Origin of the sequence: Demequina lignilytica (genome assembly GCF_030418375.1) — a bacterium.
Taxonomy (GTDB): Bacteria; Actinomycetota; Actinomycetes; order Actinomycetales; family Demequinaceae; genus Demequina; species Demequina lignilytica.
In genome coordinates, this window is sequence record NZ_JAUHPZ010000006.1 from 1 (window position 1) to 26,267 (window position 26,267).

A 26,267-nucleotide genomic window follows, 5' to 3' on the forward strand; every position below is an offset into this window, starting at 1 on the left:
CCACGTCGACCTGGGCACGCGGGTGCTGCTCGCGCAGGTGCCGGACCCGCGGGGACGCGTCCTCGACATCGGCTGCGGGTGGGGGCCCATCGCCCTCGACGCGGCGCTGCGCGGACCCGACGACGTCACGGCGATCGACGTCAACGAGCGTGCCCTCGACCTGCTCCGGCGCAACGCCGACCGCATCGGGCGCCATCACGCGCTCGCACCCGTGGCCGCGATGCGTCCGGACGAGGTCCCGGCCGGGGCCACCTTCGACACCATCTGGTCGAACCCGCCGATCCGCATCGGCAAGGCCGCGCTGCACGAGCTCCTCGCGACCTGGCTCCCCCGTCTCGCGCCCGGCGGCGAGGCCTTCCTGGTGGTGCAGCGCAACCTGGGCGCGGACTCGCTGGCGCGATGGCTCGGCGACCAGGGCTGGGGCGCGGTCGACAAGGTCGCGAGCTCGAAGGGGTTCCGCGTGCTCCGCGTGGCCGCCTGACCCGGCCTCGCTACAGCCGCTCGCCGCGCGCGGCGGCATCGGCGATCGCGACGATGCGCGCGGCGCGCGTCGCCTCACGGCGCGCCATGGCGACGTGCCCGAGCATCTGCTTCCGGGCGGACGGCGAGAAGCCCTCCCAGGCCTCCCGTGCGCCCGGGCGGCTCGCCAGGGCCTCGGCGAGATCGGGCGGTACGACAAGGTCCTCGACGTCGTCGAGCATCGTCCACGAGCCATCTGCCTTCGCCGCGGCGACCACCGCGGCGCCCGAGGGAGCCATGAGCCCCGCGCGCTCGAGCTCGGCCAGGCGGACCTTGTTGCTGCGCGCCCAGCCGGAGCCGCGCCGGCGCGGCGCGCAGTACTGCAGCGTCCGCGAGTCGTCGAGCCTGCGCGTGATCGCGTCGATCCACCCGAAGCAGAGGGCCTGCCGCACCAGGTCCTCGTAGGTGAGGCCGGCGCGGCCCGCTCCGTGTCGCCACATCGCCACCCAGACCCCGGTGGCCTCCGCGTGATGCTGCTCGAGCCACGCACGCCACTCGTCGGCGTCGGCGGGGTGGATCCGTGCGACGCCGTCGTCGCCTGCCTCGATGGGGTGCACGGTCAGCCCGGCAGGTCGACCATGCCCTCGGCCACGAGCACCGCGGGCCCCTCGAGCACGGTCGAGTCCCGCGAGACCCGGACGGTCACCACACCGCCGGGCACCTCGACGTCCCACACGTCCGGAGCGTCGAGACCCGCCCAGAAGCGCATCGCGAGCGCGACGGCGCACGCGCCCGTGCCGCACGAGCGGGTCTCGCCGGAGCCTCGCTCGTGCACCCGCATGCGCACCCGGCCGCGGTGCTCGCCGGCCACGTCCTCGAAGCCCAGCGCGACGGCGAACTCGACGTTGCTGCCGTGCGGAGGCATGGGCGACACCGCCGGGGCGGCGGTCAGGTCGAGGGCGTCGAGCTCGCCGGTGTGGGCGAGCGCGACCACGTGGTGGGGGTTGCCCATGTCGACCGAGAGAGCCGGCCGCGCGAGGTCGAGCCCGCGCGCCTCCACCTCGGCGTCGAAGCCGGCGGCCGTGTCGCCGAGCCGGTGCACGCCCATCCCGATCGCGTAGCGGCCGTCGTCGAGCCTGGTGATCGTGCGCGGCCCGCCGCGCGTGCCGAAGGTCAGGCCCCCCGTGAGGTCCTCGCCCGCGTGACGCTCGAGGAGTGCGCCGAACACGCGTGCGCCGTTGCCGCACATCTCGGAGGTGGTCCCGTCCGAGTTCCAGTAGTCCATGAACCAGGTGTCGGGGGCAAGGTCCGCCCCGGCCTCGAGGACGCCCGCACGCACCGCGCGGATCACTCCGTCCCCGCCGATCCCGGCACGGCGGTCGCACAGGTACGCGACACGATCCGGGGTGAGGTCGATCTCGCCCGCCGGGTCGTACAGCAGCACGAAGTCGTTCTCGGTGCCATGGCCCTTGGTGAACGGGAGCGTCGTCATGGGGCCCAGCCTACGGGGGACGATGCGCGGGTCAGGCCGCGTCGGCGGCCCGCACCTGGGCGAGCGCGTCGGCGGAGGCGCGAGCGACATCGTCGGGGCCGACGGGCGCGCCGATCCAGCGCACCCGCGGGTCCGGGCGGAACCACTGGGCCTGCTTCCGCGCGAGCCGGCGCGTGTGCTGCGCGATCAGCTCGCGCGTCTCCTCGGCGTCGAGCTCGCCGTCGAGATGACGCAGCGTCTCGGCGTATCCGACCGCCCGGCGCGCGGTGACGCCCTCCCGCAGCCCTCGCGCCTCGAGGCCGCGCACCTCGTCGACCAGGCCCTGCTCCCACATCGCGTCGACCCGGGCGCCGATCCGCGGGTCGAGCACGTCGTAGGCGAGTTCGAGGGCGATGGTGACCGCGGGCGCGGCGTAGGCGTGCCGGGGAAGCGAGCTCCGCGTCGATCCAGTCAGCGTGATGATCTCGAGGGCGCGGACCAGGCGCTTCACATTCTGCGGCGGGATCTTGGCTGCGGCCTCCGGGTCCGCGGCGGCCAGCTCGCGATGCAACGCGCCCGGCCCCTCGGCGTCCGCGCGTGCCTCGAGCGCGGCGCGCAGCGCGGGATCGGTGCCCGGGAACTCGAACACGTCGAGAAGCGCGCGCAGGTACAGGCCCGAGCCGCCCACCACGATCGCGCGCCGGCCGCGCGCGTGGATCGCGGCGATGTCGGCGCGCGCCTCGGCCTGGAATCTGGCGACCGAGGCGTCCTCGTGGACGTCGAGGGTGTCGAGCTGGTGGTGAGGGATCCCGCGCCGCTCGCCGAGCGGCAGCTTGGCGGTGCCGATGTCCATGCCGCGGTAGAACTGCATCGAGTCGGCGTTGACGATCTCGCCGTCGAGGGCCCCGGCGAGGTCGAGGCTCACGGCGGACTTGCCCGTCGCCGTGGCGCCCACCACCGCGACGATCACCGGCGCATCGTCCCTCGCCGCGGTCGGACCCGAAGGCGTCGTCACGCGCGGCGCAGCGTCGGGATGCCGAGCCCGACCGGTCCGGCGGCACCGCCTCCGGTGCCGCACGCGTCGCCGCCGTGATCGTGGTCGTCGGCCTGCGCCGCGTCCCAGGCGTCGCCGGCGCGCGTACGTCGCACCTGGTACAGCCCTCCATCGAGACCGGAGTCGGCGATCAGGTGATGCGGCGCACCGTGCGTGACGCGGACCCGCACCATGTCGCCGGGACGGGGCGTGGCCTCGCCGGCGGGCACGGAGAAGTGGACCAGGCGGTTGCCGGGTTCACGCCCGGACATCCGCGCCGACTCGCCGTCCTTGCGTCCACCCGAGTCCAGCACCAAGAGCTCGAGGTCGCGGCCGACCAGCGCCCGCGAGTCCTCCAGCGTGATGCGCTCCTGAAGCGCGACGAGGCGCTCGAAGCGCTCCTGCACCACCGCCTTGGGGAGCGGCTCCAGCTCGTACGCGGGCGTGCCCGGGCGCGGCGAGTACTGAAAGGTGAAGGCCGACGTGAACCGCGACGCCTCGACCACCCGGAGGGTCTCGGCGAAGTCCTCCTCGGTCTCGCCGGGGAACCCGACGATGATGTCGGTGGTGATCGCCGCCTCGGGCATCGCCGTCCGCACGCGGTCGATGATGCCGAGGAACCGCTCCGAGCGGTACGAGCGGCGCATCGCGCGAAGCACCCGATCGGACCCCGACTGCAGCGGCATGTGGAGGCTCGGCATCACGTTCGGCGTCGCGGCCATCGCCTCGATCACGTCGTCGGTGAAGGCCGCGGGATGGGGCGAGGTGAAGCGCACGCGCTCGAGGCCGGGGATCTCGCCGCAGGCGCGCAGGAGCTTAGCGAATGCGCCGCGGTCGCCGAACTCGACGCCGTAGGAGTTGACGTTCTGACCCAGGAGCGTGACCTCGACGGCGCCCTGGGCGACCAGCGCCTCCACCTCGGCGAGGATCTCGCCGGGACGCCGGTCGCGCTCCTTGCCGCGCAGCGACGGGACGATGCAGAAGGTGCAGGTGTTGTTGCACCCGACCGAGATCGACACCCAGCCGGACGCGTGAGAGTCGCGTCTCGAGGGCAGCGTCGACGGGAAGACCTTGAGCGACTCCTCGATCTCGACCTGCGCGGCGGCGTTGTGACGCGCGCGCTCGAGCATCGCGGGCAGCACGTCGATGTTGTGCGTGCCGAAGACGACGTCGACCCACGGCGCGCGGGTGACGATCTCGCCGCGGTCCTTCTGCGCGAGGCAGCCACCGACGGCGATCTGCATCCCGGGACGCTCCGCCTTGACGGCCGCGAGCTGCCCGAGGTTGCCGTACAGGCGCGTCGCGGCGTTCTCGCGCACTGCGCAGGTGTTGATCACGACCACGTCCGCGACGTCGGCGCCCGCGGGCGCGGCGGCGTACCCGGCCTGCTCGAGCAGGCCCGACATGTGCTCGGAGTCGTGAACGTTCATCTGACACCCGAGCGTCCTGACGAGGTACGTGGGTGCGGGGGAAGTCTGGGTCATGCCTGTCCTGCGACGGCGTCCGCGCGTAGCTCGCGGATCACCGTCACCTTGATCTCTCCGGGGAAGGTGAATTCCTTGCTGATGTGCCCCGCAATTGTACGCGCCAGCGCCTGCGTGCCCTCGTCGTCGACCTCGTCGGGCTCGACGATCACGCGGACCTCGCGCCCGGCCGACATCGCCAGCACTCGCGTGACGCCCTCGTGTGCCGCGACGAGCTCCTCGAGGGTCTCCATCCGCGACACGTACGCGTCGAGGTCCTCCCGCCGGGCGCCGGGTCGGGCCGCGGAGAGGGCGTCGGCGACCTGGACGATCACCCCCTCGACGCTCTCCTGCGGCACCTCGTCGTGGTGGGCGGCGATGGCGGCGACCACCAGCGGCTCCTCGCCGTGCTCGGCCGCGAAGCGTGCGCCGACGGCCGCGTGGGTGCCGGGGAGGTCGTGCGTGAAGGCCTTGCCGATGTCGTGGAGGAACGCGGCCCGCCGCGCGACCTCGACGTCGGCGCCGACAGCGCGGGCGATGTCCTCCGCGAGCTGGGCGGACTCGACCAGATGGGCGAGCACGTTCTGCCCGTACGAGGTCCGCAGCCGGAGCCGCCCGAGCACTTCGACCATCTCGGCAGGGACCGCGCTGATCCCGGCCGCGGCGATCGCATCGAGCCCGGCGTCGCGGTGGCGCTGCGAGGCGCCCGCGACGGCACGCGCGTACGCGGCCTCCACGCGCTGGGGCTGGATGCGGCCGTCCTGGACGAGCGCCGCGAGCATGACCTCCGCGATCTCCCGTCGCTCGGGGTCGAAGCAGGAGAGCTGGACGGCGTTGACGCCCTCCTCCACCAGCACGTTCACCCCGGTGAGCGCCTCGAACGCGCGGATGTTGCGACCCTCGCGCCCGATGATGCGGCCCTTCATCTCCTCGCTCGGCAGGTCGACCCACGTGGTGCCGTGCTCGGTCGACGTGGCCTGGGCCTGACGCTGCATCGCGTCCACGAGGATCTCCCTGGCGCGGAGGTCGGCCTGGTCACGGGTGCGGCGCTCGATGCGCCGGACCTCGCCCGCGGCCTTCGCGCGCGCCTCGGCGACGAGGGCCGCGCGGAGCTCCTCCCGGGCCTCCTCAGGGGTGGTGCCGGCGACATCCGCCAGGGCCGCCGCGCGCTCCTGATCGACGTGCGCGCGCTCCTGCGCGAGCCGCTTCTCGTCACGCACCACGACCGCCGCCCGTTCCTCGAGCGAGCGCGCGTACTGCTGCGCCTGCCGGTGATCGGCGGCGATCTCCGCTTCACGGGCCAGCGCCAGCTCCTCCCGACGCTTGGCCTCGGTCAGCCTGGCGCGTGCGTCCTCGCGCAGCGACTCGGCCTCGCGACGGCCGGCCTCCCGCTCGGCGCGGGCCTCTCGGCGGGCGAACAGGACCAGCAGCAGGGCGACCAGGGAGGCGCCCAGGAGCACCAGGACGATCACCGACGTCGGCATCCCGGCTCCCTCCGCTTAGTGGTCCTCCTGACTATCGGCATCTCGCAAGTCTCGCACGAGGGCGAATGCGAGCGAGCTCGAGTAGCCCTTGCGGCCGAGCATGGCGACCACGCGCCTGGTGCGCACCTCGTCCGGGTGCGACGCCAGCTGGTGCCACCGGCGCGCGGCGAGCTCGGAGGCGCGCCGACGCTCGTCGTCCTCGTCGACCTGGGCGAGCGCCGTCTCGATGTCGTGGTCGTCGAAACCCTTGCGGCGGAGCTCCTGCCGGATGGCCCGACCGGCCTGGCCCCGCTCCGCGTGCCGGGTTCGCACGATGGTCGCGGCGAGCGCGGAGTCGTCGAGCAGGCCGACCTCGATGTACCGGTCCACGACGAGCTCCGCGGTCCCGGGATCGACGTCCCGCGCGAGGAGGCCGTCGCGCAGCTGGGATGCCGACCGGGGCGCGTGCGTCAGGAGCCGCAGCGCGATCTCGCGCGCGCGCTCGGCGGGGTCGGAGGCCGCCTCGGCCGCCCGCCGGTGCGCGGCGTCGTCCTCGCGACGCCGCGCACCGCGCGGGCCCGCCACTAGAAGTCCGCCTTGCCCTTGCGGCCGGAGGGCGCGACGACGGGCTCGGGGGCGTCCTGGCTCTCCTCACCGATCGGCACGCCGACCCCGAGCTTGGTCTTCACCTTGCGCTCGATCTCGTCCGCGAGCTGAGGGTTGTCCTTGAGGAAGTTGCGGGCGTTCTCCTTGCCCTGGCCCAGCTGGTCCCCCTCGTACGTGTACCAGGCACCGGACTTCTTGACGAAGCCGTGCTCCACGCCGAGGTCGATGATGCCTCCCTCGCGGGAGATGCCCTGGCCGTACAGGATGTCGAACTCGGCTTGCTTGAACGGCGGCGCCATCTTGTTCTTCACGACCTTGACGCGGGTGCGGTTGCCGACGGGCTCGGTGCCCTCCTTGAGGGTCTCGATGCGGCGCACGTCGAGGCGGACCGAGGCGTAGAACTTGAGGGCCTTGCCGCCCGTGGTGGTCTCGGGGCTGCCGAAGAACACGCCGATCTTCTCGCGGAGCTGGTTGATGAAGATCGCGGTGGTGCCGGTGGTGTTGAGGGCACCCGTGATCTTGCGAAGCGCCTGCGACATGAGACGTGCCTGGAGGCCGACGTGGCTGTCGCCCATCTCGCCCTCGATCTCGGCCTTGGGCACCAGCGCCGCGACCGAGTCGATGACCAGGATGTCGATGCCGCCGGAGCGGACCAGGATGTCGGCGATCTCGAGGGCCTGCTCACCCGTGTCGGGCTGCGAGACGATGAGGTTGTCGGTGTCGACGCCGAGCTTGCGGGCGTACTCCGGGTCGAGCGCGTGCTCGGCGTCGATGAACGCCGCCGTGCCGCCCTGCTTCTGCATGTTGGCGACCGCGTGGAGCGCCACCGTGGTCTTTCCGGAGGACTCCGGGCCGTAGATCTCGACGATCCGGCCCCGCGGCAGCCCGCCGATGCCGAGCGCGATGTCGAGCGCGAGCGAGCTGGTGGGGATCGCCTCCACGGCGACCTTCTGCTGCTCGCCCAGGCGCATCGCCGAGCCCTTGCCGAACTGACGGTCGATCTGACCGAGTGCCGCCTCGAGGGCCTTGCTGCGATCGGGTGCCTGTGCCATGTCGCTTCCTTCCGTTGCCTGATGCGGCGGGTGATGCCGGGTCGAGGTCGACGCTACGCCGAGCCTCTGACACCGGCCGGTCGGGGCCTCCCACGTCGGGGAGGGCTCGGGCCGGTCGGCGTCCTGTCGACCACAGTAATCGAACGCGTGTTCGATCGGAAGCGACACGCCGTGGCGCGTCATCGGCGCGGCGGGGGCACCAGCCGTTCGATGTCTCCGCCGTCGCGCCGGTCGAGCGGCACGTCCATCTGGGCGCACCACGCGTGCCAGACGTCCCGGGGGGCGTGCCCGCGCTCGAGCGCGGCGGCGGGGGTCAGGGACTCGAGGTCCGACAGCGCGAGCTCGCGCGCCAGGGTGCGCGCGTAGGCCTCGCCGAACACGGCGTCGGCCAGCGCCCAGAACTCGCTGAGCCTCACGCCCTAGCGGGACCGCATCGAGCTGAGCAGCTCGGGGACGGTGTCCGGGATCGACGGCATCATCGTCACGGAGTCGAGGGACTCGGCGGCGGCGAAGCGGTCCGACACCTCGCGCAGGATGTCCGACATGGGGACGTCGAGCGCGTCGCAGATCGAGGCGAGCAGCTCCGAGGAGGCCTCCTTCTGGCCGCGCTCCACCTCGGACAGGTAGCCGAGGGAGACGCGCGCTCCCGAGGAGATGTCACGGAGGGTCTTGCCCTGCGTGAGACGGGCGTCGCGAAGGACCTCGCCGATCTCGTTGCGAAGCACAGGCATGCGCCCTCCCCTCATCGTCGTCATGCGGCCCTTGTCCATGTCTGACACAACGCACCATACCCCACGGTTGTTCCGCCCCCGTGGCGCGCGCGTTACAGCCCTGTCACGTCTCCCGCCATCGCCGCGCGCAGCATCGCCAGCGCTTGCTCCACCGCTCCGGTGCGCACGGCGTCGCGGTCCCCCGGGAGGTGCACCGTCGCCACCTGGTCACCGCGCGGGCCCGCGACGGCGAGGCACACCGTCCCCGCCTCCCGTCCGCCGTGCCCGTCCGGACCCGCGACGCCCGTGGTCGCGATGCCGAACGTCGCTCCGGTGAGCGTGCGCGCCGCGGCGGCCATCGCGGTCGCCACCTGCTCGGAGACCACCCCGGCGCGCTCGATGAGCGACGCATCCAGGCCGAGCAGGCGCTGCTTCATCTCGACGGTGTAGGCGACCACGCCCCCGCGCACGACCGCCGACGCCCCCGGCACGGCGACCAGCGCGGCGCAGACGGCGCCGCCGGTCATGGACTCGGCGGTGGCCACCGTCTCGCCGCGGTCGGCCAGGCGGGCGACGAGCAGCTCAGCCGTGCTCACGGCCGCCCGCCCGCTGGTGGCGCGCCGCCGCCAGGATCTTGATCGTGTAGTCCACGCCGGTGACGACGGCCAGCACGGTGGCCGCCATGAGCACCCACCAGGCCGCGGTGTCGACCCAGGCGGGCGTGCCGGGCAGCAGGTAGAGCCAGATCGCCAGCAGCTGGGCGAAGGTCTTGAGCTTGCCTCCGCGGGACGCCGCGATGACGGTGTCCTCCGCGACCAGCAGGCGCCCGACGGTCACCCAGACCTCGCGCACCGCGATGACGACCACCGGCCACCACGGGACCCCGTCGATCAGCACGATCATCACGAGCGCCGCCAGCACGAGCGCCTTGTCGGCGATCGGGTCGGCGAGCTTGCCGAAGGAGCTCACGACGCCCCAGCGGCGGGCGAGGTAGCCGTCGAGGTAGTCCGTGGCGGCCGCCGCCATGAACAGTCCGACGCCCCACCAGCGCATCGCGCCCTCGTCGCCGCCGTCGGCCCACAGGAGCACGACCATGACGGGAACCACCACGAGCCGCGCGACGGTGAGCAGGTTGGGCAGAGCGGATGTCACGGCATCACCCTAGTGGGGTTCGAGACCCGCCTGGCCGGGACCCCCGCCAAGGCGCGCGATACTTGAGCCATGAGCCGCCCCGCACGCCACGGATCGTCGCGCGCGCGCACGCCCGGCGCCGCGGGGGCGCTCGCCGCCACCCTCGCGGGGGCGATCGGCGCGGTGATCGGCCTGGCGGCGTTCCAGGCGCTGCCGACGCCCACGTCCACGCCGGCCGCGACGCAGACGTCCGACGCGGCCGCCCCGGCGGCATCCGTGCCCGCGGAGGACGCGGTCACCGCATCGCCCAGCCCGAGCCCCGAGCCTCCCACGCCCGTGCGGTTCACCCTGGTGGCGGCGGGCGACGTCCTCCCGCATACCCCGGTGAACCGCTCGGCCGCCGGCGAGAACGGCTACGACTACAGCCCGCTCATGGCCGCGCTGGACCCCTACGTGTCGGGGGCGGACCTGGCGTTCTGCCACCTCGAGGTCCCCGTCACCCCGGAGGGGTCGTCACCGTCGGGGTACCCGCTGTTCTCCTCGCCGCCGGAGCTGGTCCGCGACCTTGCCGAGGCCGGCTGGGACGGCTGCTCGACCGCGTCGAACCACACGGTCGACAAGGGCGTCCGCGGGGTCGAGGCGACCCTCGCCGCGCTCGATGCGAACGGCCTGCAGCATGCGGGCTCGGCCCGGACCGCGGAGGAGGCCGCGGAGACCTCCTTCTACACGGTGTCGAGCGGGGACCGCGAGATCCGCGTGGCGCAGATCTCGTTCTCCTACGGCACGAACGGGATGCCGGTCGCCGACCCCTGGGAGGTCAACCTGTTCGACGCGGAGGCGTCGGACGCGGCGCCGATCATCGCGGCCGCCGAGCAGGCGCGCGCGGACGGCGCGGACGTGGTGGTCGCGTCCGTCCACTGCTGCGTCGAGTACCGGACGGAGCCGACGGACGCTCAGCGCCTCCTGGCGGAGCGGATCGCGGAGTCGGGCGCGGTCGACCTCTACGTCGGCCACCACGCGCACGTGCCTCAGCCGATCGAGCTGCTTCCCGGCGGCCCCGCGGGCGAGGGCATGTGGACGGCGTTCGGACTCGGCAACTACCTCTCGAACCAGAGCACCCTGTGCTGCGTGCCGCAGACGTCGAACGGCGTGGTCCTCACGGCCACGTTCACGGTGGATCCGGACGACGCGGTGCAGGTCGCGGTCGAGTGGACGGCGATCACCGTTGACCGCGCCGACTCGCACACGATGCACGTCCTGACCGACATCCCGGACGGCGCCGGCACCCTCGGCGCCGCCGAGGTCCAGCGGCGCTGGCAGATGGTGCGCGACGCGGTCGGCGACGAGGCTCCCGAGCGCACGTCACCCGCGCAGGCGCTGGCGGAGGCGTCCGCGGCGGTCCTCACGCCGGCCGCCTGAGCGCGTCGCCGTCGGTCCCGCGGGCATCCCGCGACGCGACCCGCGCGGTCAGCCCCCGAGGCCCTTGAGGTCCAGCTCGCCGGTCTCGCGCGGGTTCGGGTCGATCAGGCTGGTCGACAGCCGCGAGTGCGCCGCGATCACGGCGGCGCCCGGCTGCGCGACCCCGAAGAGCCACCCCTGCCCGTACCGCCAGCCGCATCGGCCGAGGAACTCCGCCTGCGCCTCGGTCTCGATGCCCTCGGCGATCGTCGCCAGCCCGAGCTCGCGGGCGAGCGCCCCGAGCGCGCGCGACACCTTGGCACCCGACGGGTCCTCCGGGATGCCCGCGACGAACGACATGTCGAGCTTGACGCCGGACACCGGCAGGTCGCGCAGGTAGGACAGCGGCGACACCCCGGTCCCGAAGTCGTCGAGCAGGATCGGGACGCCCGCGTTGCGCAGCTCGGTGAGCTCGTGCCGGATCCGCGTGTTCGGGGCGACCAGGGAGGCCTCGGTCAGCTCCACGACGATGCGTTGCGGGGTGAGGTGGTGACGGCCGATCGCGCTCAGCACGCGGTCGGCGAACTCGGAGTCGCCGAGCTGGTCCGCCGACACGTTCAGCGACACCCACGTGCTCTCCGACGGGTGGCGCGCGAGGAACTGGGACGCCTGCTCCACCAGGGCGGCGCCGAGCGTGACCGCGAGGCCCTTGTCCTCGATCAGCGGGAGGAACGCGCCGGGCAGCAGCAGCCCGCGCGTCGGGTGCTGCCAGCGCACGAGCGCCTCGTATCCGACCACCGAGCGCGTCGCGAGCTCGAGGATCGGCTGGTAGTGCAGGACCAGGTCGCCGTGCTCGATCGCGCGTGCGAGCTCGGCACCGAGCGCGCTCTGGCTGTCGTGCGAGGTGCGCATCGACGCCTCGAACACCTCGGTGCGGGACTTCCCGGCCGCCTTCGCGCGGTACATCGCCGCGTCGGCGGCACTCAGGAGCGTCGCCGACCCTCCCGCGAGGCTGTCGTCGTCGGCCATGGCGATGCCGATCGAGGCACCCAGCTGGATCTGGTGACGCTTCACCGCGAGCGGGCGCTTGAGCCCCTCGTGGATCGAGGCGGCGATGTCGAACAGCGCCTTCGAGCAGTCCGGATCCTGGACGGCGATCACGAACTCGTCGCCGCCGATGCGCGCGACGGTGCCGCTGCCGCCGGTCGCGGCCCGGAGGATGCCGGCGACGTGGACCAGCGCGCTGTCGCCCGTGGCGTGGCCGAAGCGGTCGTTGAGCCCCTTGAAGCCGTCGAGGTCCACCGCGATCACGCCGACGCGTCCGTCGGCGTCGGGCTGTGCGAGCAGGTTCTCCAGCACCTCGTGGAGCAGCGTGCGGTTCGCGAGGCCGGTCAGCGGGTCGTGCATCGCGCGGTGCGCGAGGAGCTCGGAGTGCATGCGGTCGTCCGTGGTGTCGCGGAGCTGCACCACGTAGTGGTCGGGCGCGCCGCCCGCGTAGCGCACCAGCCCCACGTCGAGCACCGCCCAGACGACGTTGCCGTCGGTGCGGACGTAGCGCTTCTCGAGCGAGAAGTGGCTCTGGTAGCCCTCGTACAGGCGCTCGAGCTGGTCCCGCTCGGCCTGGATGTCCTGCGGGTGCGACAGCGCCGAGAAGGGGGTGCCGCGCAGCGCCGCGACGGTGTGGCCCATCATCTCCGCGAACGCGCGGTTGACCTCCATGAGGCGCCACTCGAGGTCGACCAGCGCCATGCCGGTCGGAGCGTTCTCCATCGCGCGGCGGAACTGCGCGTCCGAGCGGTTGAGGGCCTCGGCGGCCTCGCGCAGCCCCGTGGTGTCCATGATGGTGACCACGGTGACCGGCTGGCCGTGCGGCGCCTGCTCGACCTGGTCCGCCTTGATGTGCAGCCACCGGATGTCGTCGGGTCCGCGGCGGCCCGGGACGCCGATGATCCGCGGCCGGCCCTCCTCGGTGAGCGCGAACGCGTCGCGGCCGAGCAGCGGCCGGTGGTGCTGGTCGACGCACCGCAGCGGCAGCCGGGACAGCGGCAGCCCGGTGGTGTCGGCGGCGTTGAGGCCGAGGATCCCGGCGGCGACATCGGACATGAGGGCGACATCGCCGGTGCGCGTCAGGATCATGATGCCGTCGCGCGAGGACGTCATGACGGCCTCGAACTGCTGGCGCAGCAGGCGCTCCTGCTCGAGGGCCGTGTCGCGGGCGACCCGCTCCCTGCCGGAGCGCCAGAAGAAGTAGAACGCGGCGAGCGCCAGCACGACCAGAAGCGCGCTCGAGCCGGCGACGAACGCCGGCTGCGCGAACAGGTCTAGCGCTCCGTCCATTCGCCGTCCTCACCGTCGGGTTCCACCTGGGTGGTGCCCACGCTAGCGCCTGACTCCCCTCGTAGGACAGCAAGAGTCGACGCCAGCTCCTCAGGTGTGACCAACACGTCACGCGCCTTGGAGCCCTGCGAGGGCCCGACCACGTCGCGCGTCTCCAGGAGATCCATGAGCCGGCCCGCCTTCGCGAAGCCCATCTTCAGCTTGCGCTGGAGCATCGAGGTCGATCCCAGCTGCGTGGTGATGACCAGCTCGGCGGCCGCCAGCAGGTCGTCGAGATCGTCGCCGATGTCCTCGGCGACGGCCGCGGCACCCGTGGCCGCCTGCGTGACGTCCTCGCGGTACTCCGGGTCGGCCTGCGCCTTGGCGTGCTCGACCGCGGCGTGGATCTCCGTCTCCGACACCCACGCGCCCTGCACGCGCATCGGCTTCGACTCCCCCATCGGCAGGAACAGGGCGTCGCCCTGACCGATCAGCTTCTCCGCGCCGGGCATGTCGAGCACCACCCGCGAGTCCGCGAGCGACGAGGTCGCGAACGCCAGCCGCGAGGGCACGTTCGCCTTGATGGTGCCGGTGATGATGTCGACCGACGGGCGCTGCGTCGCGAGCACCAGGTGGATGCCTGCCGCGCGGGCGAGCTGGGTGATGCGCTGGATCGACTCGTCGACGTCGCGGGGCGCGACCATCATGAGGTCCGCGAGCTCGTCCACGATCACCAGCAGGTAGGGGTACGTGTGGATCTTCCGCTCGGAACCGGGCAGCGGCTTGACCTTGCCCGCCCGCACCGCCTTGTTGAAGTCGTCGATGTGCTTGAAGCCGAACAGCGCGAGGTCGTCGTAGCGCATGTCCATCTCCTTCACCACCCACTCGAGGGCCTGCGCGGCCTTCTTCGGGTCGGTGATGATCGGAGTGATGAGGTGGGGGATCCCCTCGTAGATGGTGAGCTCGACGCGCTTGGGGTCGACCAGCACCATGCGCACCTCGTGGGGGGTGGCGCGCATCAGGATCGACGTGATCATCGAGTTCACGAACGACGACTTGCCGGCGCCGGTCGCGCCCGCGACCAGCAGGTGGGGCATCTTGGCCAGGTTGGCCATCACGTAGCCGCCCTCGACGTCCTTGCCGATCCCGATCGCCATCGGGTGGTCGTTGCGGGCCGCGACCTGGGAGCGCAGCACGTCGCCGAGCATGACGGTCTCGCGATCGACGTTCGGGATCTCGATGCCGATCGCCGACTTGCCGGGGATGGGCGAGAGGATGCGGACGTCCGCGCTCGCGACGGCGTACGCGATGTTCTTGCTCAGCTGGGTGATCTTCTCGACCTTGACCCCCGCGCCGAGCTCGACCTCGTAGCGCGTGACGGTCGGGCCGCGCGTGAAGCCGGTGACGGTCGCGTCCACCCCGAACTGCTCAAGCACGTCGGTGAGAGCCGCCACGACCCGGTCGTTCGCGGCGGACCGCTCCTTGTGGGGCGCGCCCTTCACGAGCATGTCGAGGTCGGGAAGCACGTAGGGGGCGGAGTTCTCGAGGGTGCCCTGCTCCCCCACCGGGACGATGCGCGTGGTCGGCGGCGCCACGGGCGCGGCGGCTGGGATCGCCTGGGTGACGGCGTCGGCCGCGTCCTCCCACGGCGCGCCGTCGTCCTCGGCGTCCTGCGGCACCTCGTAGGGCGAGATCACCTCGGTCACGGGCGGGCGCCCGGCGCCCTCGGGGTCGAGGATCAGGTCGTCGAAGTCGGTGCGGCCCACCTGAGCGGCGGTCGCGAACGCCTCGTCGGCCTCGTACGAGTCGAGTCCATCCTCACCCGCCGGCTCGCCGTGCAGCGCCCGGTCGAGGAGCTGCCGCGCACGGCCGCGACGCTTCCGCGCCGGCTGCTCACCGGAGCGCGCGAGGGTGCGGTGCTCGGGCAGGTCGAGCTCCTGGTCCTCGTCGTCGCCGTGACGCACCTTGGCGGAGACCTCGCGGACCCACGCCACCGCCTCGCGCATCGAGATCCCCGCGACGATCAGCAGCGCGAGCAGGGCGAGCAGGACCATGACGACGATCGCGAGCGGCGCGGACACCAGCGACGCCAGCGGCGTCCCGATGAGGAAGCCGAGGATCCCGCCCGCCGCCTGGATGCCCTCGACGCCCGCGGTCGGGCTCGGCTGCCCCTGGGCGACGTGGATGATGCCGTCGACCATGATGGCGAGCATCAGCGCGCCGAGGGTGATGCGGTGGTTGGCGGACTCCTCCTGCGGGGCCCGCATGAGTCGGATCGCCATCGCGACCAGGACCACCGGAAGCCCGTACGCGAGCACGCCGAACGTGCCGGCGGCGACCCAGTGGATGGCGACGCCGGCCCAGCTGCTCAGCTCGAACCACTCGCGCGCGGCGACCAGGATCGCGACGATGACGAGCAGGATCGCCCACCCGTCACGTCGCACGGCGGGGCTCACGTCGCGCGCGCCGTGCCCGATCCCGCGGACGGCGTTGCCGGTCGCGGCGGCGGTCCCCTGCCCCACCTTCCGGAGCACGCGCAGCACCGCCGGAGGACGCTTCTTGGCCGGCTGCCGGGCCGCGGGGCGGCGGCCGCCGCCCTTGCCCGTCGCGGCGGATCGAGTCGCGGGGCGGCTCTGTCGCGTGTCTGCCATGGGTCAGGACGGTACCGCGCACCCCCGACTTCGGCCGGTTGCCACCCCGCGCGACCCCCGCATCGTCCCCCTCAGGCCTCCACGACCACCGGGATGATCATCGGTCGCCGGCGCAGCTTGGTGCCGACGTACCGGCCGAGCACGCGGCGCGCCACCTGCTGGAGCTGATGCGTGTCGGCGGCACCCGAGCGGGCGGAGTCCTCGATCGCCTTCTTGATCTCGGGCAGGATCGCGTCGAAGACCGCGTCGTCCTCCGCGAGGCCGCGCGCGTGGACCTCGGGGCCGCTGACGACCGTCCCGTTCGACGAGTCGACCACGGCGAACACGGACACGAAGCCCTCCTCCGCGAGGATCCGGCGGTCCTTGAGCTCGGTCTCCGTGATCTCCCCGACCGACGAGCCGTCGACGTACACGTTGTGGAACTCGACCCCGCCGACGACCTTCGCGACGCCGTCCTTGAGGTCGATCACGGTGCCGTTCTCGGCGTGGACAACGTTCTCCGCCGGGATGCCGGTGCGCATCGCGAGGCGGCCGTTCGCCAGCAGGTGGCGCACCTCGCCGTGGATGGGCATGACGTTCCGCGGGCGCAGGATGTTGTAGCAGTAGATGAGCTCGCCCGCGCTCGCGTGGCCGGACACGTGGACGCGCGCGCTGCCCTGGTGGACCACCGTGGCGCCGAGCCGCATCAGGCCGTTGATCACGCGGAACACCGCGTTCTCGTTGCCGGGGATGAGGGACGATGCGAGGACCACCAGGTCCCCCTCGCCCACCTCGACCTTGTGGTCGCGGTTGGCCATGCGGGACAGCGCCGCCATCGGCTCGCCCTGCGAGCCGGTCGACATGTACACGACCTTGTGACGCGGCATCTGGTCCGCGGCCTTCGGGTCGACCAGGATCCCGTCGGGGACGCGCAGGAAGCCCATCTCGGCGGCGATCCCCATGTTGCGGACCATCGACCGGCCGACGAACGCGACCTTGCGGCCGTGCTCCTCCGCGGCGTCGATCACCTGCTGGACGCGATGCACGTGGCTCGCGAAGGACGCGACGATGATCCGCCCCTTGGCCTGCGCGAACTGCTGGTTGAGCACGGGACCGATCTCGACCTCGGCCGTGGTGAACCCGGGGACCTCGGCGTTGGTGGAGTCGACCATGAAGAGGTCGACCCCCTCCTCGCCCAGGCGGGCGAAGGCGCGCAGGTCCGTGATGCGACCGTCGAGCGGGAGCTGGTCCATCTTGAAGTCGCCCGTGTTGAGCACGGTGCCGGCGGAGGTGCGCACCATGACCGCGAGCGCGTCCGGGATCGAGTGGTTCACCGCGATGAACTCGAGGTCGAAGCGCCCGAGCTGCTCGCGCTGGCCCTCCTTCACGGCGAGCGTCACGGGGGTGATGCGGTGCTCCTTGAGCTTCGCCTCGATGAAGGCGAGCGTGAGCTGCGAGCCCAGGATCGGGATGTCCCGGCGCATGCGGAGCAGGTACGGGACGGCGCCGATGTGGTCCTCGTGGCCGTGGGTGAGGACGATCGCCTCGATGTCGTCGAGCCGGTCCTCGAGGTAGTCGAGGTCGGGCAGGATCAGGTCGACGCCCGGCTGGTGGTCCTCGGGGAAGAGGACGCCGCAGTCGATGATGAGGATGCGCCCGTCGATCTCGAGCGTGTGCATGTTGCGGCCCACCTCGCCCAGCCCCCCGAGGGGGACGATGCGCAGGGTGCCGGATTCGAGCGGCGGCGGGGCGGGCAGGTCGGCGTGGAAGGTCATGCGGTCTCCGTCAGGGATGGATGCCCGCGGCGGTCAGGCGCGAGATGAGCGCCTCATGCTCGGCGGGCGTGTTGGGAAGAAGCGGGAGCCGCATCGCGCGGCTCGGGATGGCGCCGAGCCAGTGCACGGCGGACTTCGCGTTGGTGGCGCCGGGGCCGGTGAAGACGGCCTCGTGCACCGGCAGGAGCGACTCGTGGATGCGGTCGGCCTCGGCGTCGTCGCCCGCGTCGTGCGCGGCGATCATGGCGGCGAGCTCGGCGGACACCACATGGCTCGACACCGAGACGACTCCGACGCCGCCGGCGCGGAGGAACTCGAGGGTGAGCGCGTCGTCGCCCGAGTACCAGGCCAGGCCGGTGCGCTCGATGCGGGCCTTCGCCTGCGCCACGTCCCCGGTGGCGTCCTTGACCGCGACCACGCGCGGGTGCGCGGCCAGCTCGTCCATCGACTCGTCGGAGATCGCGAGCGCGGTGCGGCCCGGGATGTCGTAGAGCATCGCGGGCAGACCCGTGGCGCCCAGGATCGCGCGGAAGTGCGCGACGACCCCCGCCTGCGACGGCTTGGAGTAGTACGGGGTGAGCGCGAGGATGCCGTCGGCGCCGGCCTCCTCGCCCTGCTCGGCCATCCGCACCGCGTGGGCGGTGTCGTTCGAGCCGGCGCCCGTGAGGATCGTGACGTCGGGTCCGACGGCCTCGCGGACCGCCTGCAGGAGGTCGACCTTCTCCGGTGCGTGCGTCGTCGGCGCCTCGCCGGTGGTGCCCGAGAGCACCAGCCCGTCCGAGCCGCGGGCCACGAGGAAACGGGCCAGAGCCTGGGCGGATGCGAGGTCGAGGGCGCCGCCCTCGTGCATCGGCGTGACCATCGCGGTCAGCACGGTGCCGAACGGCCGGGAGGTGGAAGTCATGGGACTCAACTTACCGCGCGCGCCGGGCCGCGCGGCGTCCCTCGCCGGGCCCCGCGTGGTCGTGGACGGGGGTTGCATGTGCGCCTGGGTGTCATGTCACCGGCCTCATGCGCGGCGACCCGCGCGCGTAGCGTGGAAGATGCGGGGTCCGGCGAGGGAACCGGACCCCTGGCGGTGCGGCAGCCGCCACGCGTGCCTCACCGTCCGGATGGAAGGAGAGGAAGATGCGCACGAGAGTGCTGAGCCTCATCGCCGTGGCGCTCATGACCGTCGCCCTGGCGGCGCCGGCGGGCGCCCAGGGCAAGCCGGATGGCGTCGGCGGGGGCGGTCCGCCGTCCGGAGTCGGGGACACCGGGCTGTACAACAACCTGTCGGTGCCCACGCTCCTGGTCAGCGCGGCCGGCCAGTCGCCGCAGCCGTACCTGACGATGGGGTGCGGGACGGCCGTCGCGCCGGGTCACGACGAGCAGGCGACGGACCCCGACTTCGACGGCTACTGGACGCAGAAGTCCGAGTCGACCTGGACCGCGACCTGCGGAGTCGTGCTCGCGGCCTCCGCCGTGATCGACTGGGGCGACAACCTGACCGGGAGCACCGCGCTCAAGTCCGGGAAGACCATCCGCGTGGAGGCGAGCCTGCTCGCACCCGTCGGCGCGGGCGACACCGGGTACTACGTGGAGAAGCTCACGGACGAGCTCGACCGCTACGCCACCTACGGCACCGATGGCACCACCCTGGCGGAAGCGGCCGCGGACCCGGGCATCGACCTGCCGGCGCCGATGACGCTGGCCAGGGTCTGGGACCCCGGCGCCTACCTCACCATCGCGGAGCTCGACAAGGACGATGTGGTCGGGAGGACCGTCTACGAGGGGGTCGCCGTGGCCGAGGTCAACTCGGCCGGCGCGATCGTCTACGGCTTCAACTGGGGCCAGAAGGGCGCGGCTCCCCTGCCGGGCTCGTACCGGATCACCGTCGAGGTATCCACGGCGACCACGCTCACGGGCGTGTTCGACACCGTGGGCGACACCGACCTGCCGGACGCGCACACCGCGACGCTCGACATCGTCCTGACAGCCTCGGGAGGCAAGAACGCACGGTAGCCGGGCCGCACCGGCGCCCGGGGGACGGGGTCGACGGCCCCGTCCCCCGGACGACCCCGCATCGTCCCGCGCCGGCCCCACCCATGGCCGCCGGGCGCACTAGGCTGGCCGCGTGAGCGCGATCCCGACCCCGTACGAGGACCTGCTGCGCGACGTGCTGGCCACCGGCACGCAGAAGGGCGACCGCACCGGCACCGGCACGCTGTCGGTGTTCGGCCGCCAGCTTCGCTACGACCTCTCCGAGGGTTTCCCGCTGATCACCACCAAGCGCGTGCACGTACGGTCAGTCGTCGGCGAGCTGCTGTGGTTCCTGCGCGGCGAGACCAACGTGCGCTGGCTGCAGGAGCGCGGGATCACCATCTGGGACGAGTGGGCGGACGCGGACGGCGAGCTCGGCCCGGTCTACGGCTACCAGTGGCGCTCGTGGCCGACCCCGGACGGCCGGCACGTCGACCAGATCGCGAACGTGATCGAGTCGATCCGGTCCAACCCGGACTCGCGGCGGCACATGGTCTCGGCGTGGAACCCGGCCCTGATCGACGAGATGGCGCTGCCGCCGTGCCACGCGATGTTCCAGTTCTACGTCGCCGACGGTCGCCTGAGCTGCCAGCTGTACCAGCGCAGCGCCGATCTGTTCCTGGGCGTGCCGTTCAACATCGCGTCCTACGCGCTCCTCACGCACATGATCGCCGCGCAGACCGGGCTCGAGGTCGGCGACTTCGTGTGGACCGGCGGCGACTGCCACATCTACTCGAACCACATGGACCAGGTCGCGCTGCAGCTCAGCCGCGAGCCCTTCCCGTACCCGACGCTGCGGCTCGAACCGAAGGACTCGCTGCTCGACTACGACATCGACGACGTGATCATCGAGAACTACCAGCACCACCCGGGCATCAAGGCCCCCGTGGCGGTCTGACGATGGTCAAGGCGATCTGGGCGCAGGCACGGGACGGCGAGGGCCGCCCGGTGATCGGGCTCGGCGGGACGATGCCGTGGCACCTTCCCGAGGACCTCGCCCACTTCTCGGAGACCACGCACGGCGAGGTGGTCATCATGGGCCGTCTGACCTGGGAGTCGCTGCCCGAGCGGTTCCGCCCGCTGCCCAGCCGCACCAACATCGTCGTGTCGCATCACGAGAACACGTTCCACGGCGCCGCGAGCGCCTCCTCGCTCGAGGGTGCGCTCGACGCCGCGGAGGACCTCGACCCCGACGCGACGTGCTGGGTGATGGGCGGTGCGCGGCTGTTCGCGGAGGCCGCGGGGATCGCCGACGAGATCGTGGTGACCGAGATCGACCTGGTGACCGAGGGCGACACCTTCGCCCCGACCCTGGACCCGGACGCGTGGCGCGTGAAGGCCGCCGACTGGCAGGAGTCCCGCACTGGCCTGCGGTACCGGATCGTCCGCCACCGGCGCCGATGACCTGGCCCGTCCCCGCGCGGATCGCCACCGAGCGGCTCGTGCTCCGCCGCTACGCCCCCGCGGACGCCGAGGCTCTCGCCGCGGTCGCCGCGCGCAACCGCGAGCACCTGATCCGGTTCCTGCCGTGGGCCGCGGACGAGCCGCAGAGCGTCGCGCAGCGACGCGCGTGGATCGCCGAGGTCGACGCCGCGTTCGACGCGGGCACCGAGTTCACCATGGGCCTCTTCCTCGCCGACGGCACGCTGGTGGGAGGGACGGGCTACCACGTCCGCACCGAGCCCGAGCCGTACCTCGAGATCGGCTACTGGATCGATGCGGCGCACGAGGGGCTCGGCCTGGTCACCGAGGCGGTCGCGGCGCTGACGCTGGTCGCCCTCGAGATCTGCGGCGTGCCGACGGTCGGCATCGCTCACGCCCCCGCGAACACCCGCAGCGCCGCCGTGCCCGCGCGCCTCGGCTACGCGAGGCAGCCGGACACGGCGATCCTCACATGCAGCGACGGCGGCGCGGCCGTCGCGCCGGTCGAGTGGCGCGCGACGCCCTCCACGCTCGCCGTGGAGCCCCTCGCCTCATGGCCGCGCCCCGCGCTCACCGACGCCGATGGAGCGGCGGTCGCGTGGCCCGGATGATGCTCGACGCGACCCGCCAGCAGGCGCTGTCGGTGTCGCTCGCGACGGGCGCCTACGGGCTGAGCTTCGGAGCGCTCTCGGTGGCCGCTGGACTCGACGTCTGGCAGACCTGCGCACTGTCGCTGCTCGTGTTCTCCGGGGGCTCGCAGTTCGCGTTCGTCGGCGTGATCGGCGCCGGCGGCGGACCGTGGGCCGCGGCGGCGACCTCGACCTTCCTCGGGCTGCGCAACGGGTTCTACGGCGTCGGCCTCGCGCCCGTCATGCGACCGATCACCGGCTGGCGGCGGGCCTGGGCCGCGCAGGTGACCATCGACGAGTCGACGGCGGTCGCCCTCGCGCAGCCGGCCGACCACCGGGAGGCCCGGCGCACCGGCTTCTGGTGGACCGGCGTCGGCGTCTTCCTCGCGTGGAACGCGATCACGCTGCTGGGCGCCCTGCTCGGCAGCCGGATCGGGGACCCGGCCGACTGGGGCCTCGACGCCGCCGCCGCCGCGGCGTTCCTCGCGCTGGTGTGGCCCCGGCTCGCGCATCGTCGCGCCCAGGCCGTCGCCGCGGGAGCGGCGGTGCTCGCGCTCGCCCTCACGCCCGTCGCGCCGCCGGGCGTGCCCGTGCTCGCCGCCGCGGCGATCGCGATCCTGGCCGGCTGGGGGCACCCGCGGCTCGAGGAGGTGCCCGAGTGAGCCCCTACGCCTGGACCTGGGCGGCGATCGTCGCGGCCGGGCTGCTCGCCTGGCTGACCAAGCTCGCCGGACACGCGGTGCCCGAGTCCTGGCTCGAGGACCCGCGGGTCCACCGCATCGCCGCGTTCGTGACGGTCGCCCTGCTGTCCGCGCTGGTGGCGGTGCAGACCTTCGCGTCGGGACGCGCGCTCGCCGTCGACGCCCGGGTCGCCGCGCTCGCGGTCGCGGCGCTGCTGCTCTGGCGCCGCGCGCCGTTCATCGTGGTGGTCGCGGCGGCGGCGGCGGTCGCGGCGGGCCTGCGCGCGCTCGGCTGGGGCTGACCGGCTGCCGCGAGCCTGTTTCCATCGCGGCGCGGCGTCACTAGGCTCGGCATCATGAGCCCTGCTCCCGCTGCCGATGCATCCGTCCGCCCCGCCCGACCCGGCGATGAGGCCGCCGTCGCTCGCATCCAGGTGGACTCCTGGATCGCCGCGCTCGGCGAGCGGCTCGGGCCGCGGCGCCACAGCGCGTTCGACCTCGCCTCCGTCGAGGCCGGCTGGGCCGCCGCGATCGTGCAGCCGCCGACGCCGGGCCACCAGGTGCTCGTCGCGCTGGCCGGCGACCGGATCGTGGGCTTCGCGGCGGTGGCGCCGCCGCGCGACATCATCGCGCTCGAGGTCGCGCCCGACCAGCGCCGTCGCGGGCACGGCTCCCGGCTCCTGTCGGCCGTGGTCGACCACCTGCGCTCCCACGGCGCGGACGAGATGCGCCTCTGGGCCCTCGAGAAGGACAAGGTCCGCTCGGACTACCTGCGCTCGGTCGGATTCGCGGAGGCAGGCATGCGGCGCGAGCTCGACGGCCCCGGGATCAGCATCCCCGAGCAGCTCTGGCACGCCACGGTCTGATCAGGCGTCGGCGAGCGCGAGCGTGTAGAACCGCGAGTGCGGATCTGACCTGTAGGACCCGAAGGGCCCGCACGCGACGAACCCGTGGCGCTCGTAGAGACGGTGCGCGGGCGCGAAGAAGTCCTGGGTCCCGGTCTCGAGGCTGAGACGGGCGAGACCCCGCTCGCGCCCGAGGTCGACGATACGGGCAAGCACCGCGGCCGCCACGCCTCGCCCGCGTGCGGCGGGCGTGGTGCGCATCGACTCGATCTCGCCGTGGTCCGGGCCGAGCACCGCGAGCGCCCCCACGCCGAGGAGGGCCCCGGCGTGGTCGCGCGCGGCGAGGAAGGTGACGTGCGGGGCTCGCAGCGCGCGCACGTCGAGCGCGTGCACGGACTCGGCCGGCGAGGTCGCGTGCATGTCCGCGAGGTGCTCCGACAGCAGTGCGACGACGTCGTCGGTCGCGGGGTCCTCGACCGCGATCCGGACCTCGGGGGTGCTCACCCGGCTGACCTGCGGAAGAGCTCGGCGGCGTAGCGGTAGGAGCGCCTCGCCTGCGCCCGGTCCTCCATCACGGAGTACCCGGCGGCGAGGTGGAACCAGGCGACCCAGCTGTCGGGCTCGAGGTCGACGCCCGCGCGCGCGACCTCGTACACGTCGCGCGCGGCCTGCTCCTCGAGCCTCCCGCTCGGCGTGCGCGGGCCGTCGTGGACCGGCAGCCGCCCCTCCTGCTCGAGGCGCGCGCCCATCCGCTGGACGGCGATCACCAGCCGCCACTCCTGCCACAGGTACCAGGCCGCCACGAACGGCAGCACCAGGGACGCGACGCCGATCCCCCGCGCCAGCCACGAGTCGTCGCGGAGCAGGGCGAAGGACAGCGACGCCACCACCGAGATGTAGAGCGCGAGCAGCAGGGTCAGCGCCCCCGCGGCCAGGAACGCCGGACGCCGGAGGAGCTTCACAGGTCCATGTAGGAGTCGAGACCCACCGCGAGCCCGGGCCGGCGGACCACCTCGCGCACGCCGAGCAGCACCCCGGGCATGAAGCTCACGCGGTCGAAGCTGTCGGTGCGGATCGTGAGCTGCTCGCCCGGGTTGCCCAGCAGCACCTCCTCGTGCGCGACCAGGCCGCGCAGCCGCACCGCGTGGACGTGCACGCCGTCGATCACCGCCCCGCGCGCCCCGTCGGGGTCGTGGGTGGTCGCGTCGGGCGAGGCCGCGATGCCCGCGGCGGCGCGCGCGGCGGCGATCCCGCGGGCCGTGTGCACCGCCGTGCCTGACGGGGCGTCGACCTTGTCGGGATGGTGCAGCTCGACCACCTCGACGGACTCGAAGTACCGCGCGGCCGCCGCGGCGAACCGCATGCTCAGCACCGCGCTGAGGGCGAAGTTCGGGGCGATCAGCACGCCGAGCTCGGGACGCTCCCGCAGGTGCTCCTCCACCCGCAGCAGCGACTCCTCGGTCCAGCCCGTGGTGCCGACGACCGCGTTGATGCCGAGGTCGATCAGCGCGTGCACGTTGGCCTCGGTCGCGGTGGGAACGGTGAAGTCGACCGCGACCTGCGCGCCGGCTCGGGCCGCCTGCGCTACGTCGTCGGAGTGGTCGAGCGCCGCGACCAGCTCGAGGTCCGGCGCGGCCCCGACCGCATTCACGACGTGGGTCCCCATGCGCCCGGCGGCGCCCAGCACTGCGACGGTGATCATGCGACCACCCTACTGGCGCCCGGACGCCGGGCAGCGCGGTGCACCGCGGCCTCCATCGTCCCTACGCGCGCTCGGGGCCGACCCTCACGCTCACGCGGGCACGGGCGGCGAGGTCGGCGGCGAGGCCCTGCACCTCGGAGGCCGTGACGGCGTGCACGTCGTCGAGCATCTCGGCGATCGACCACAGGTCGCCGAAGACGAGCTCGGCCTTCCCCAGGCGCGACATGCGGCTGTACGAGTCCTCCAGCCGCAGCACCATGGACCCCGCGATCTGGCCCTTGGCGCGCTCGAGCTCCGCGTCGGTGACCCCCTCGGCCATGCGCTCGAACTCGTGCGTCATGAGCCGCACCACCTCGTCCGCCTTGCCGGGCGCGCAGGCGCCGTAGATGCCGAACACGCCCGTCTCCGCGCTGGGGGCGCCGAAGGAGTAGACCGAGTACGTCAGGCCCCGCTTCTCGCGGATCTCCTGGAACAGCCGGGAGGACATCCCGCCGCCGAGGATCGCGTTGTACACGGCGAGCACGCTCCGGCGCTCGTCCGTCGCCCGGAAGCCCGTGGTGCCCAGCAGCACGTGCGCCTGCTCGAGCTCCGAGCGGGTGATGCGGATCTCGGGCGTGACGCTCGCCTCCACCGGGGCGAACCGGTCGCGCCGGCCGGTCGGGATGCCGTCGGCGGGAAGGTCCCAGCCGCCCGCGTCGAGCGCGCGGGCGACCAGCGCGCAGACCGCGTCGTGGTCGACGCCGCCCGCGGCGGTGATGATCAATCCGCGGGGCGTGTAGTGCTGACGGTAGTGCTCCTCGACCGCGTCCCGCGTGACGGCCTCGATGATCTCGGGGGTACCGCCGATGGGGCGTCCGAGGGGATGGCCCCCGAGCACCGCCTCGGTGAAGCGCTCGTGGATGACGTCGCCCGGGTCGTCCTCGTTCATGGCGAGCTCCTCGAGGATGACCCCGCGCTCCATGTCGAAGTCGGCCTGGTCGAGCCGCGCGCTCGTGACCATGTCGAGCACCACGTCGATCGCCATCGGCAGGTCGGTGTCGATCACCCGCGCGTAGTAGCAGGTGTACTCCTTGCCGGTCAGGGCGTTGGACTCGCCCCCGACCCGGTCGAACTCCTCGGCGATGTCGAGCGCGCTCCGGCGCGCGGTGCCCTTGAACAGCAGGTGCTCGAGGAAGTGGGTCGAGCCGCCGTGCTCGGGGGCCTCGTCCCGCGAGCCGACGCCCACCCACGCGCCGAGCGTGGCCGACCGCATGCCCGGGATCTGCTCGGTGAGGACGCGCACGCCGCCGGGCAGGATCGTGCGACGGATCACCGCCCCGTGATCCTGCTCGATCGCGATGTCGGAGCCGATGGCGCCGGAGTGGACCAGGGGAAGCATGTGCGGCATGGGGGTGAGCCTAGCCGCGGCGCGGCCCCGCCCGGGCACCGGGGACGATGCGCGCGCCGGGCGACCGTCGCAT

The 26,267-nt window shown here is 73.0% G+C and carries 28 protein-coding genes; 9 read left to right on the forward strand and 19 right to left on the reverse strand.

Going from position 1 to position 26,267, the window contains the following annotated elements; all coding sequences use genetic code 11:
• A partial coding sequence (locus tag QQX13_RS09505; protein ID WP_301153289.1) for a class I SAM-dependent methyltransferase occupies nucleotides 1–481 on the forward strand: 481 nt, incomplete at its 5' end.
• 10 nt (nucleotides 482–491) lie between these two features.
• On the opposite strand, the gene QQX13_RS09510 is transcribed toward QQX13_RS09505, so the two are convergent.
• From QQX13_RS09510 to pgsA, 11 genes are all read right to left on the reverse strand, one after another.
• Complete coding sequence (locus QQX13_RS09510; protein WP_301118382.1) at nucleotides 492–1,076, reverse strand: YdeI/OmpD-associated family protein; 585 nt, start codon at nucleotides 1,074–1,076, stop codon at nucleotides 492–494.
• A 2-nt stretch (nucleotides 1,077–1,078) separates the two neighbouring features.
• On the reverse strand, nucleotides 1,079–1,951 hold the full coding sequence (gene dapF, locus QQX13_RS09515; RefSeq protein WP_301118383.1) for a diaminopimelate epimerase: 873 nt from the start codon (nucleotides 1,949–1,951) through the stop codon (nucleotides 1,079–1,081).
• A 31-nt stretch (nucleotides 1,952–1,982) separates the two neighbouring features.
• Nucleotides 1,983–2,945, reverse strand: coding sequence for a tRNA (adenosine(37)-N6)-dimethylallyltransferase MiaA (gene miaA, locus QQX13_RS09520; protein ID WP_301118384.1), 963 nt, complete (start codon nucleotides 2,943–2,945; stop codon nucleotides 1,983–1,985).
• Nucleotides 2,942–4,447: a tRNA (N6-isopentenyl adenosine(37)-C2)-methylthiotransferase MiaB gene (gene miaB, locus QQX13_RS09525; RefSeq protein ID WP_301118385.1), complete on the reverse strand. Its 1,506-nt coding sequence runs from the start codon at nucleotides 4,445–4,447 to the stop codon at nucleotides 2,942–2,944. The genes miaA and miaB overlap by 4 nt, the downstream gene beginning before the upstream one ends.
• A complete protein-coding gene (rny, locus tag QQX13_RS09530) occupies nucleotides 4,444–5,910 on the reverse strand; it encodes a ribonuclease Y (RefSeq protein WP_301118386.1) in 1,467 nt (488 codons plus the stop codon). Before rny ends, miaB begins: the two co-directional genes overlap by 4 nt.
• 15 nt (nucleotides 5,911–5,925) lie before the next feature.
• Nucleotides 5,926–6,474: a regulatory protein RecX gene (locus QQX13_RS09535; RefSeq protein WP_301118387.1), complete on the reverse strand. Its 549-nt coding sequence runs from the start codon at nucleotides 6,472–6,474 to the stop codon at nucleotides 5,926–5,928.
• On the reverse strand, nucleotides 6,474–7,547 hold the full coding sequence (recA, locus tag QQX13_RS09540) for a recombinase RecA (RefSeq protein ID WP_301118388.1): 1,074 nt from the start codon (nucleotides 7,545–7,547) through the stop codon (nucleotides 6,474–6,476). The genes QQX13_RS09535 and recA overlap by 1 nt, the downstream gene beginning before the upstream one ends.
• A gap of 179 nt (nucleotides 7,548–7,726) precedes the next feature.
• Nucleotides 7,727–7,963 carry a DUF3046 domain-containing protein gene (locus tag QQX13_RS09545; RefSeq protein WP_301118389.1) on the reverse strand — a complete coding sequence of 79 codons (237 nt, stop codon included), beginning with the start codon at nucleotides 7,961–7,963 and terminating at the stop codon, nucleotides 7,727–7,729.
• Between the two features lie 3 nt (nucleotides 7,964–7,966).
• Nucleotides 7,967–8,278 (reverse strand): helix-turn-helix domain-containing protein, encoded by a 312-nt coding sequence (locus QQX13_RS09550; protein WP_301118390.1) that lies wholly within the window; start codon nucleotides 8,276–8,278, stop codon nucleotides 7,967–7,969.
• Between the two features lie 92 nt (nucleotides 8,279–8,370).
• Nucleotides 8,371–8,853: a CinA family protein gene (locus tag QQX13_RS09555; protein ID WP_301118391.1), complete on the reverse strand. Its 483-nt coding sequence runs from the start codon at nucleotides 8,851–8,853 to the stop codon at nucleotides 8,371–8,373.
• Nucleotides 8,840–9,409, reverse strand: coding sequence for a CDP-diacylglycerol--glycerol-3-phosphate 3-phosphatidyltransferase (gene pgsA / locus QQX13_RS09560; protein ID WP_301118392.1), 570 nt, complete (start codon nucleotides 9,407–9,409; stop codon nucleotides 8,840–8,842). The genes QQX13_RS09555 and pgsA overlap by 14 nt, the downstream gene beginning before the upstream one ends.
• A gap of 69 nt (nucleotides 9,410–9,478) precedes the next feature.
• On the opposite strand from pgsA, the gene QQX13_RS09565 reads away from it, so the two are divergent.
• Complete coding sequence (locus QQX13_RS09565; protein WP_301118393.1) at nucleotides 9,479–10,807, forward strand: CapA family protein; 1,329 nt, start codon at nucleotides 9,479–9,481, stop codon at nucleotides 10,805–10,807.
• 48 nt (nucleotides 10,808–10,855) lie between these two features.
• Here the strand turns inward: QQX13_RS09565 and QQX13_RS09570 are convergent, their stop codons facing one another.
• The 4 genes from QQX13_RS09570 to dapA form a co-directional block, all read right to left on the reverse strand.
• Nucleotides 10,856–13,123 (reverse strand): putative bifunctional diguanylate cyclase/phosphodiesterase, encoded by a 2,268-nt coding sequence (locus tag QQX13_RS09570; protein ID WP_301118394.1) that lies wholly within the window; start codon nucleotides 13,121–13,123, stop codon nucleotides 10,856–10,858.
• Complete coding sequence (locus QQX13_RS09575) at nucleotides 13,108–15,753, reverse strand: FtsK/SpoIIIE family DNA translocase (protein ID WP_301118395.1); 2,646 nt, start codon at nucleotides 15,751–15,753, stop codon at nucleotides 13,108–13,110. Before QQX13_RS09575 ends, QQX13_RS09570 begins: the two co-directional genes overlap by 16 nt.
• A 71-nt stretch (nucleotides 15,754–15,824) precedes the next feature.
• Nucleotides 15,825–17,507, reverse strand: a complete 1,683-nt coding sequence (locus QQX13_RS09580; RefSeq protein ID WP_301118396.1) for a ribonuclease J — start codon at nucleotides 17,505–17,507, stop codon at nucleotides 15,825–15,827.
• A gap of 10 nt (nucleotides 17,508–17,517) precedes the next feature.
• Nucleotides 17,518–18,411: a 4-hydroxy-tetrahydrodipicolinate synthase gene (gene dapA, locus QQX13_RS09585; RefSeq protein WP_301118397.1), complete on the reverse strand. Its 894-nt coding sequence runs from the start codon at nucleotides 18,409–18,411 to the stop codon at nucleotides 17,518–17,520.
• 224 nt (nucleotides 18,412–18,635) lie between these two features.
• On the opposite strand from dapA, the gene QQX13_RS09590 reads away from it, so the two are divergent.
• From QQX13_RS09590 to QQX13_RS09620, 7 genes are all read left to right on the forward strand, one after another.
• Complete coding sequence (locus QQX13_RS09590) at nucleotides 18,636–19,511, forward strand: hypothetical protein (RefSeq protein WP_301153290.1); 876 nt, start codon at nucleotides 18,636–18,638, stop codon at nucleotides 19,509–19,511.
• Nucleotides 19,512–19,623: 112 nt separating this feature from the next.
• The gene (locus QQX13_RS09595) at nucleotides 19,624–20,427 is read left to right on the forward strand and encodes a thymidylate synthase (RefSeq protein WP_301118399.1); all 804 of its coding nucleotides are present in this window, start codon (nucleotides 19,624–19,626) and stop codon (nucleotides 20,425–20,427) included.
• 2 nt (nucleotides 20,428–20,429) lie between these two features.
• Nucleotides 20,430–20,933, forward strand: a complete 504-nt coding sequence (locus QQX13_RS09600) for a dihydrofolate reductase (protein ID WP_301118400.1) — start codon at nucleotides 20,430–20,432, stop codon at nucleotides 20,931–20,933.
• A complete protein-coding gene (locus QQX13_RS09605; RefSeq protein WP_301118401.1) occupies nucleotides 20,930–21,562 on the forward strand; it encodes a GNAT family N-acetyltransferase in 633 nt (210 codons plus the stop codon). The genes QQX13_RS09600 and QQX13_RS09605 overlap by 4 nt, the downstream gene beginning before the upstream one ends.
• Complete coding sequence (locus tag QQX13_RS09610) at nucleotides 21,559–22,242, forward strand: AzlC family ABC transporter permease (protein ID WP_301118402.1); 684 nt, start codon at nucleotides 21,559–21,561, stop codon at nucleotides 22,240–22,242. The genes QQX13_RS09605 and QQX13_RS09610 overlap by 4 nt, the downstream gene beginning before the upstream one ends.
• The gene (locus QQX13_RS09615; protein WP_436968574.1) at nucleotides 22,239–22,562 is read left to right on the forward strand and encodes an AzlD domain-containing protein; all 324 of its coding nucleotides are present in this window, start codon (nucleotides 22,239–22,241) and stop codon (nucleotides 22,560–22,562) included. The genes QQX13_RS09610 and QQX13_RS09615 overlap by 4 nt, the downstream gene beginning before the upstream one ends.
• A 54-nt stretch (nucleotides 22,563–22,616) precedes the next feature.
• Nucleotides 22,617–23,126, forward strand: a complete 510-nt coding sequence (locus tag QQX13_RS09620; RefSeq protein WP_301118403.1) for a GNAT family N-acetyltransferase — start codon at nucleotides 22,617–22,619, stop codon at nucleotides 23,124–23,126.
• Here the strand turns inward: QQX13_RS09620 and QQX13_RS09625 are convergent, their stop codons facing one another.
• From QQX13_RS09625 to QQX13_RS09640, 4 genes are all read right to left on the reverse strand, one after another.
• Nucleotides 23,127–23,609 (reverse strand): GNAT family N-acetyltransferase, encoded by a 483-nt coding sequence (locus QQX13_RS09625; RefSeq protein WP_301118404.1) that lies wholly within the window; start codon nucleotides 23,607–23,609, stop codon nucleotides 23,127–23,129.
• Entirely contained in the window at nucleotides 23,606–24,067 is a 462-nt protein-coding gene (locus QQX13_RS09630; RefSeq protein ID WP_301118405.1) for a hypothetical protein, read from the reverse strand. Before QQX13_RS09630 ends, QQX13_RS09625 begins: the two co-directional genes overlap by 4 nt.
• Nucleotides 24,064–24,807, reverse strand: coding sequence for a 4-hydroxy-tetrahydrodipicolinate reductase (gene dapB / locus QQX13_RS09635; RefSeq protein ID WP_301118406.1), 744 nt, complete (start codon nucleotides 24,805–24,807; stop codon nucleotides 24,064–24,066). The genes QQX13_RS09630 and dapB overlap by 4 nt, the downstream gene beginning before the upstream one ends.
• A 61-nt stretch (nucleotides 24,808–24,868) precedes the next feature.
• Entirely contained in the window at nucleotides 24,869–26,194 is a 1,326-nt protein-coding gene (locus QQX13_RS09640) for a M16 family metallopeptidase (protein WP_301118407.1), read from the reverse strand.
• Nucleotides 26,195–26,267 lie beyond the last annotated feature (73 nt).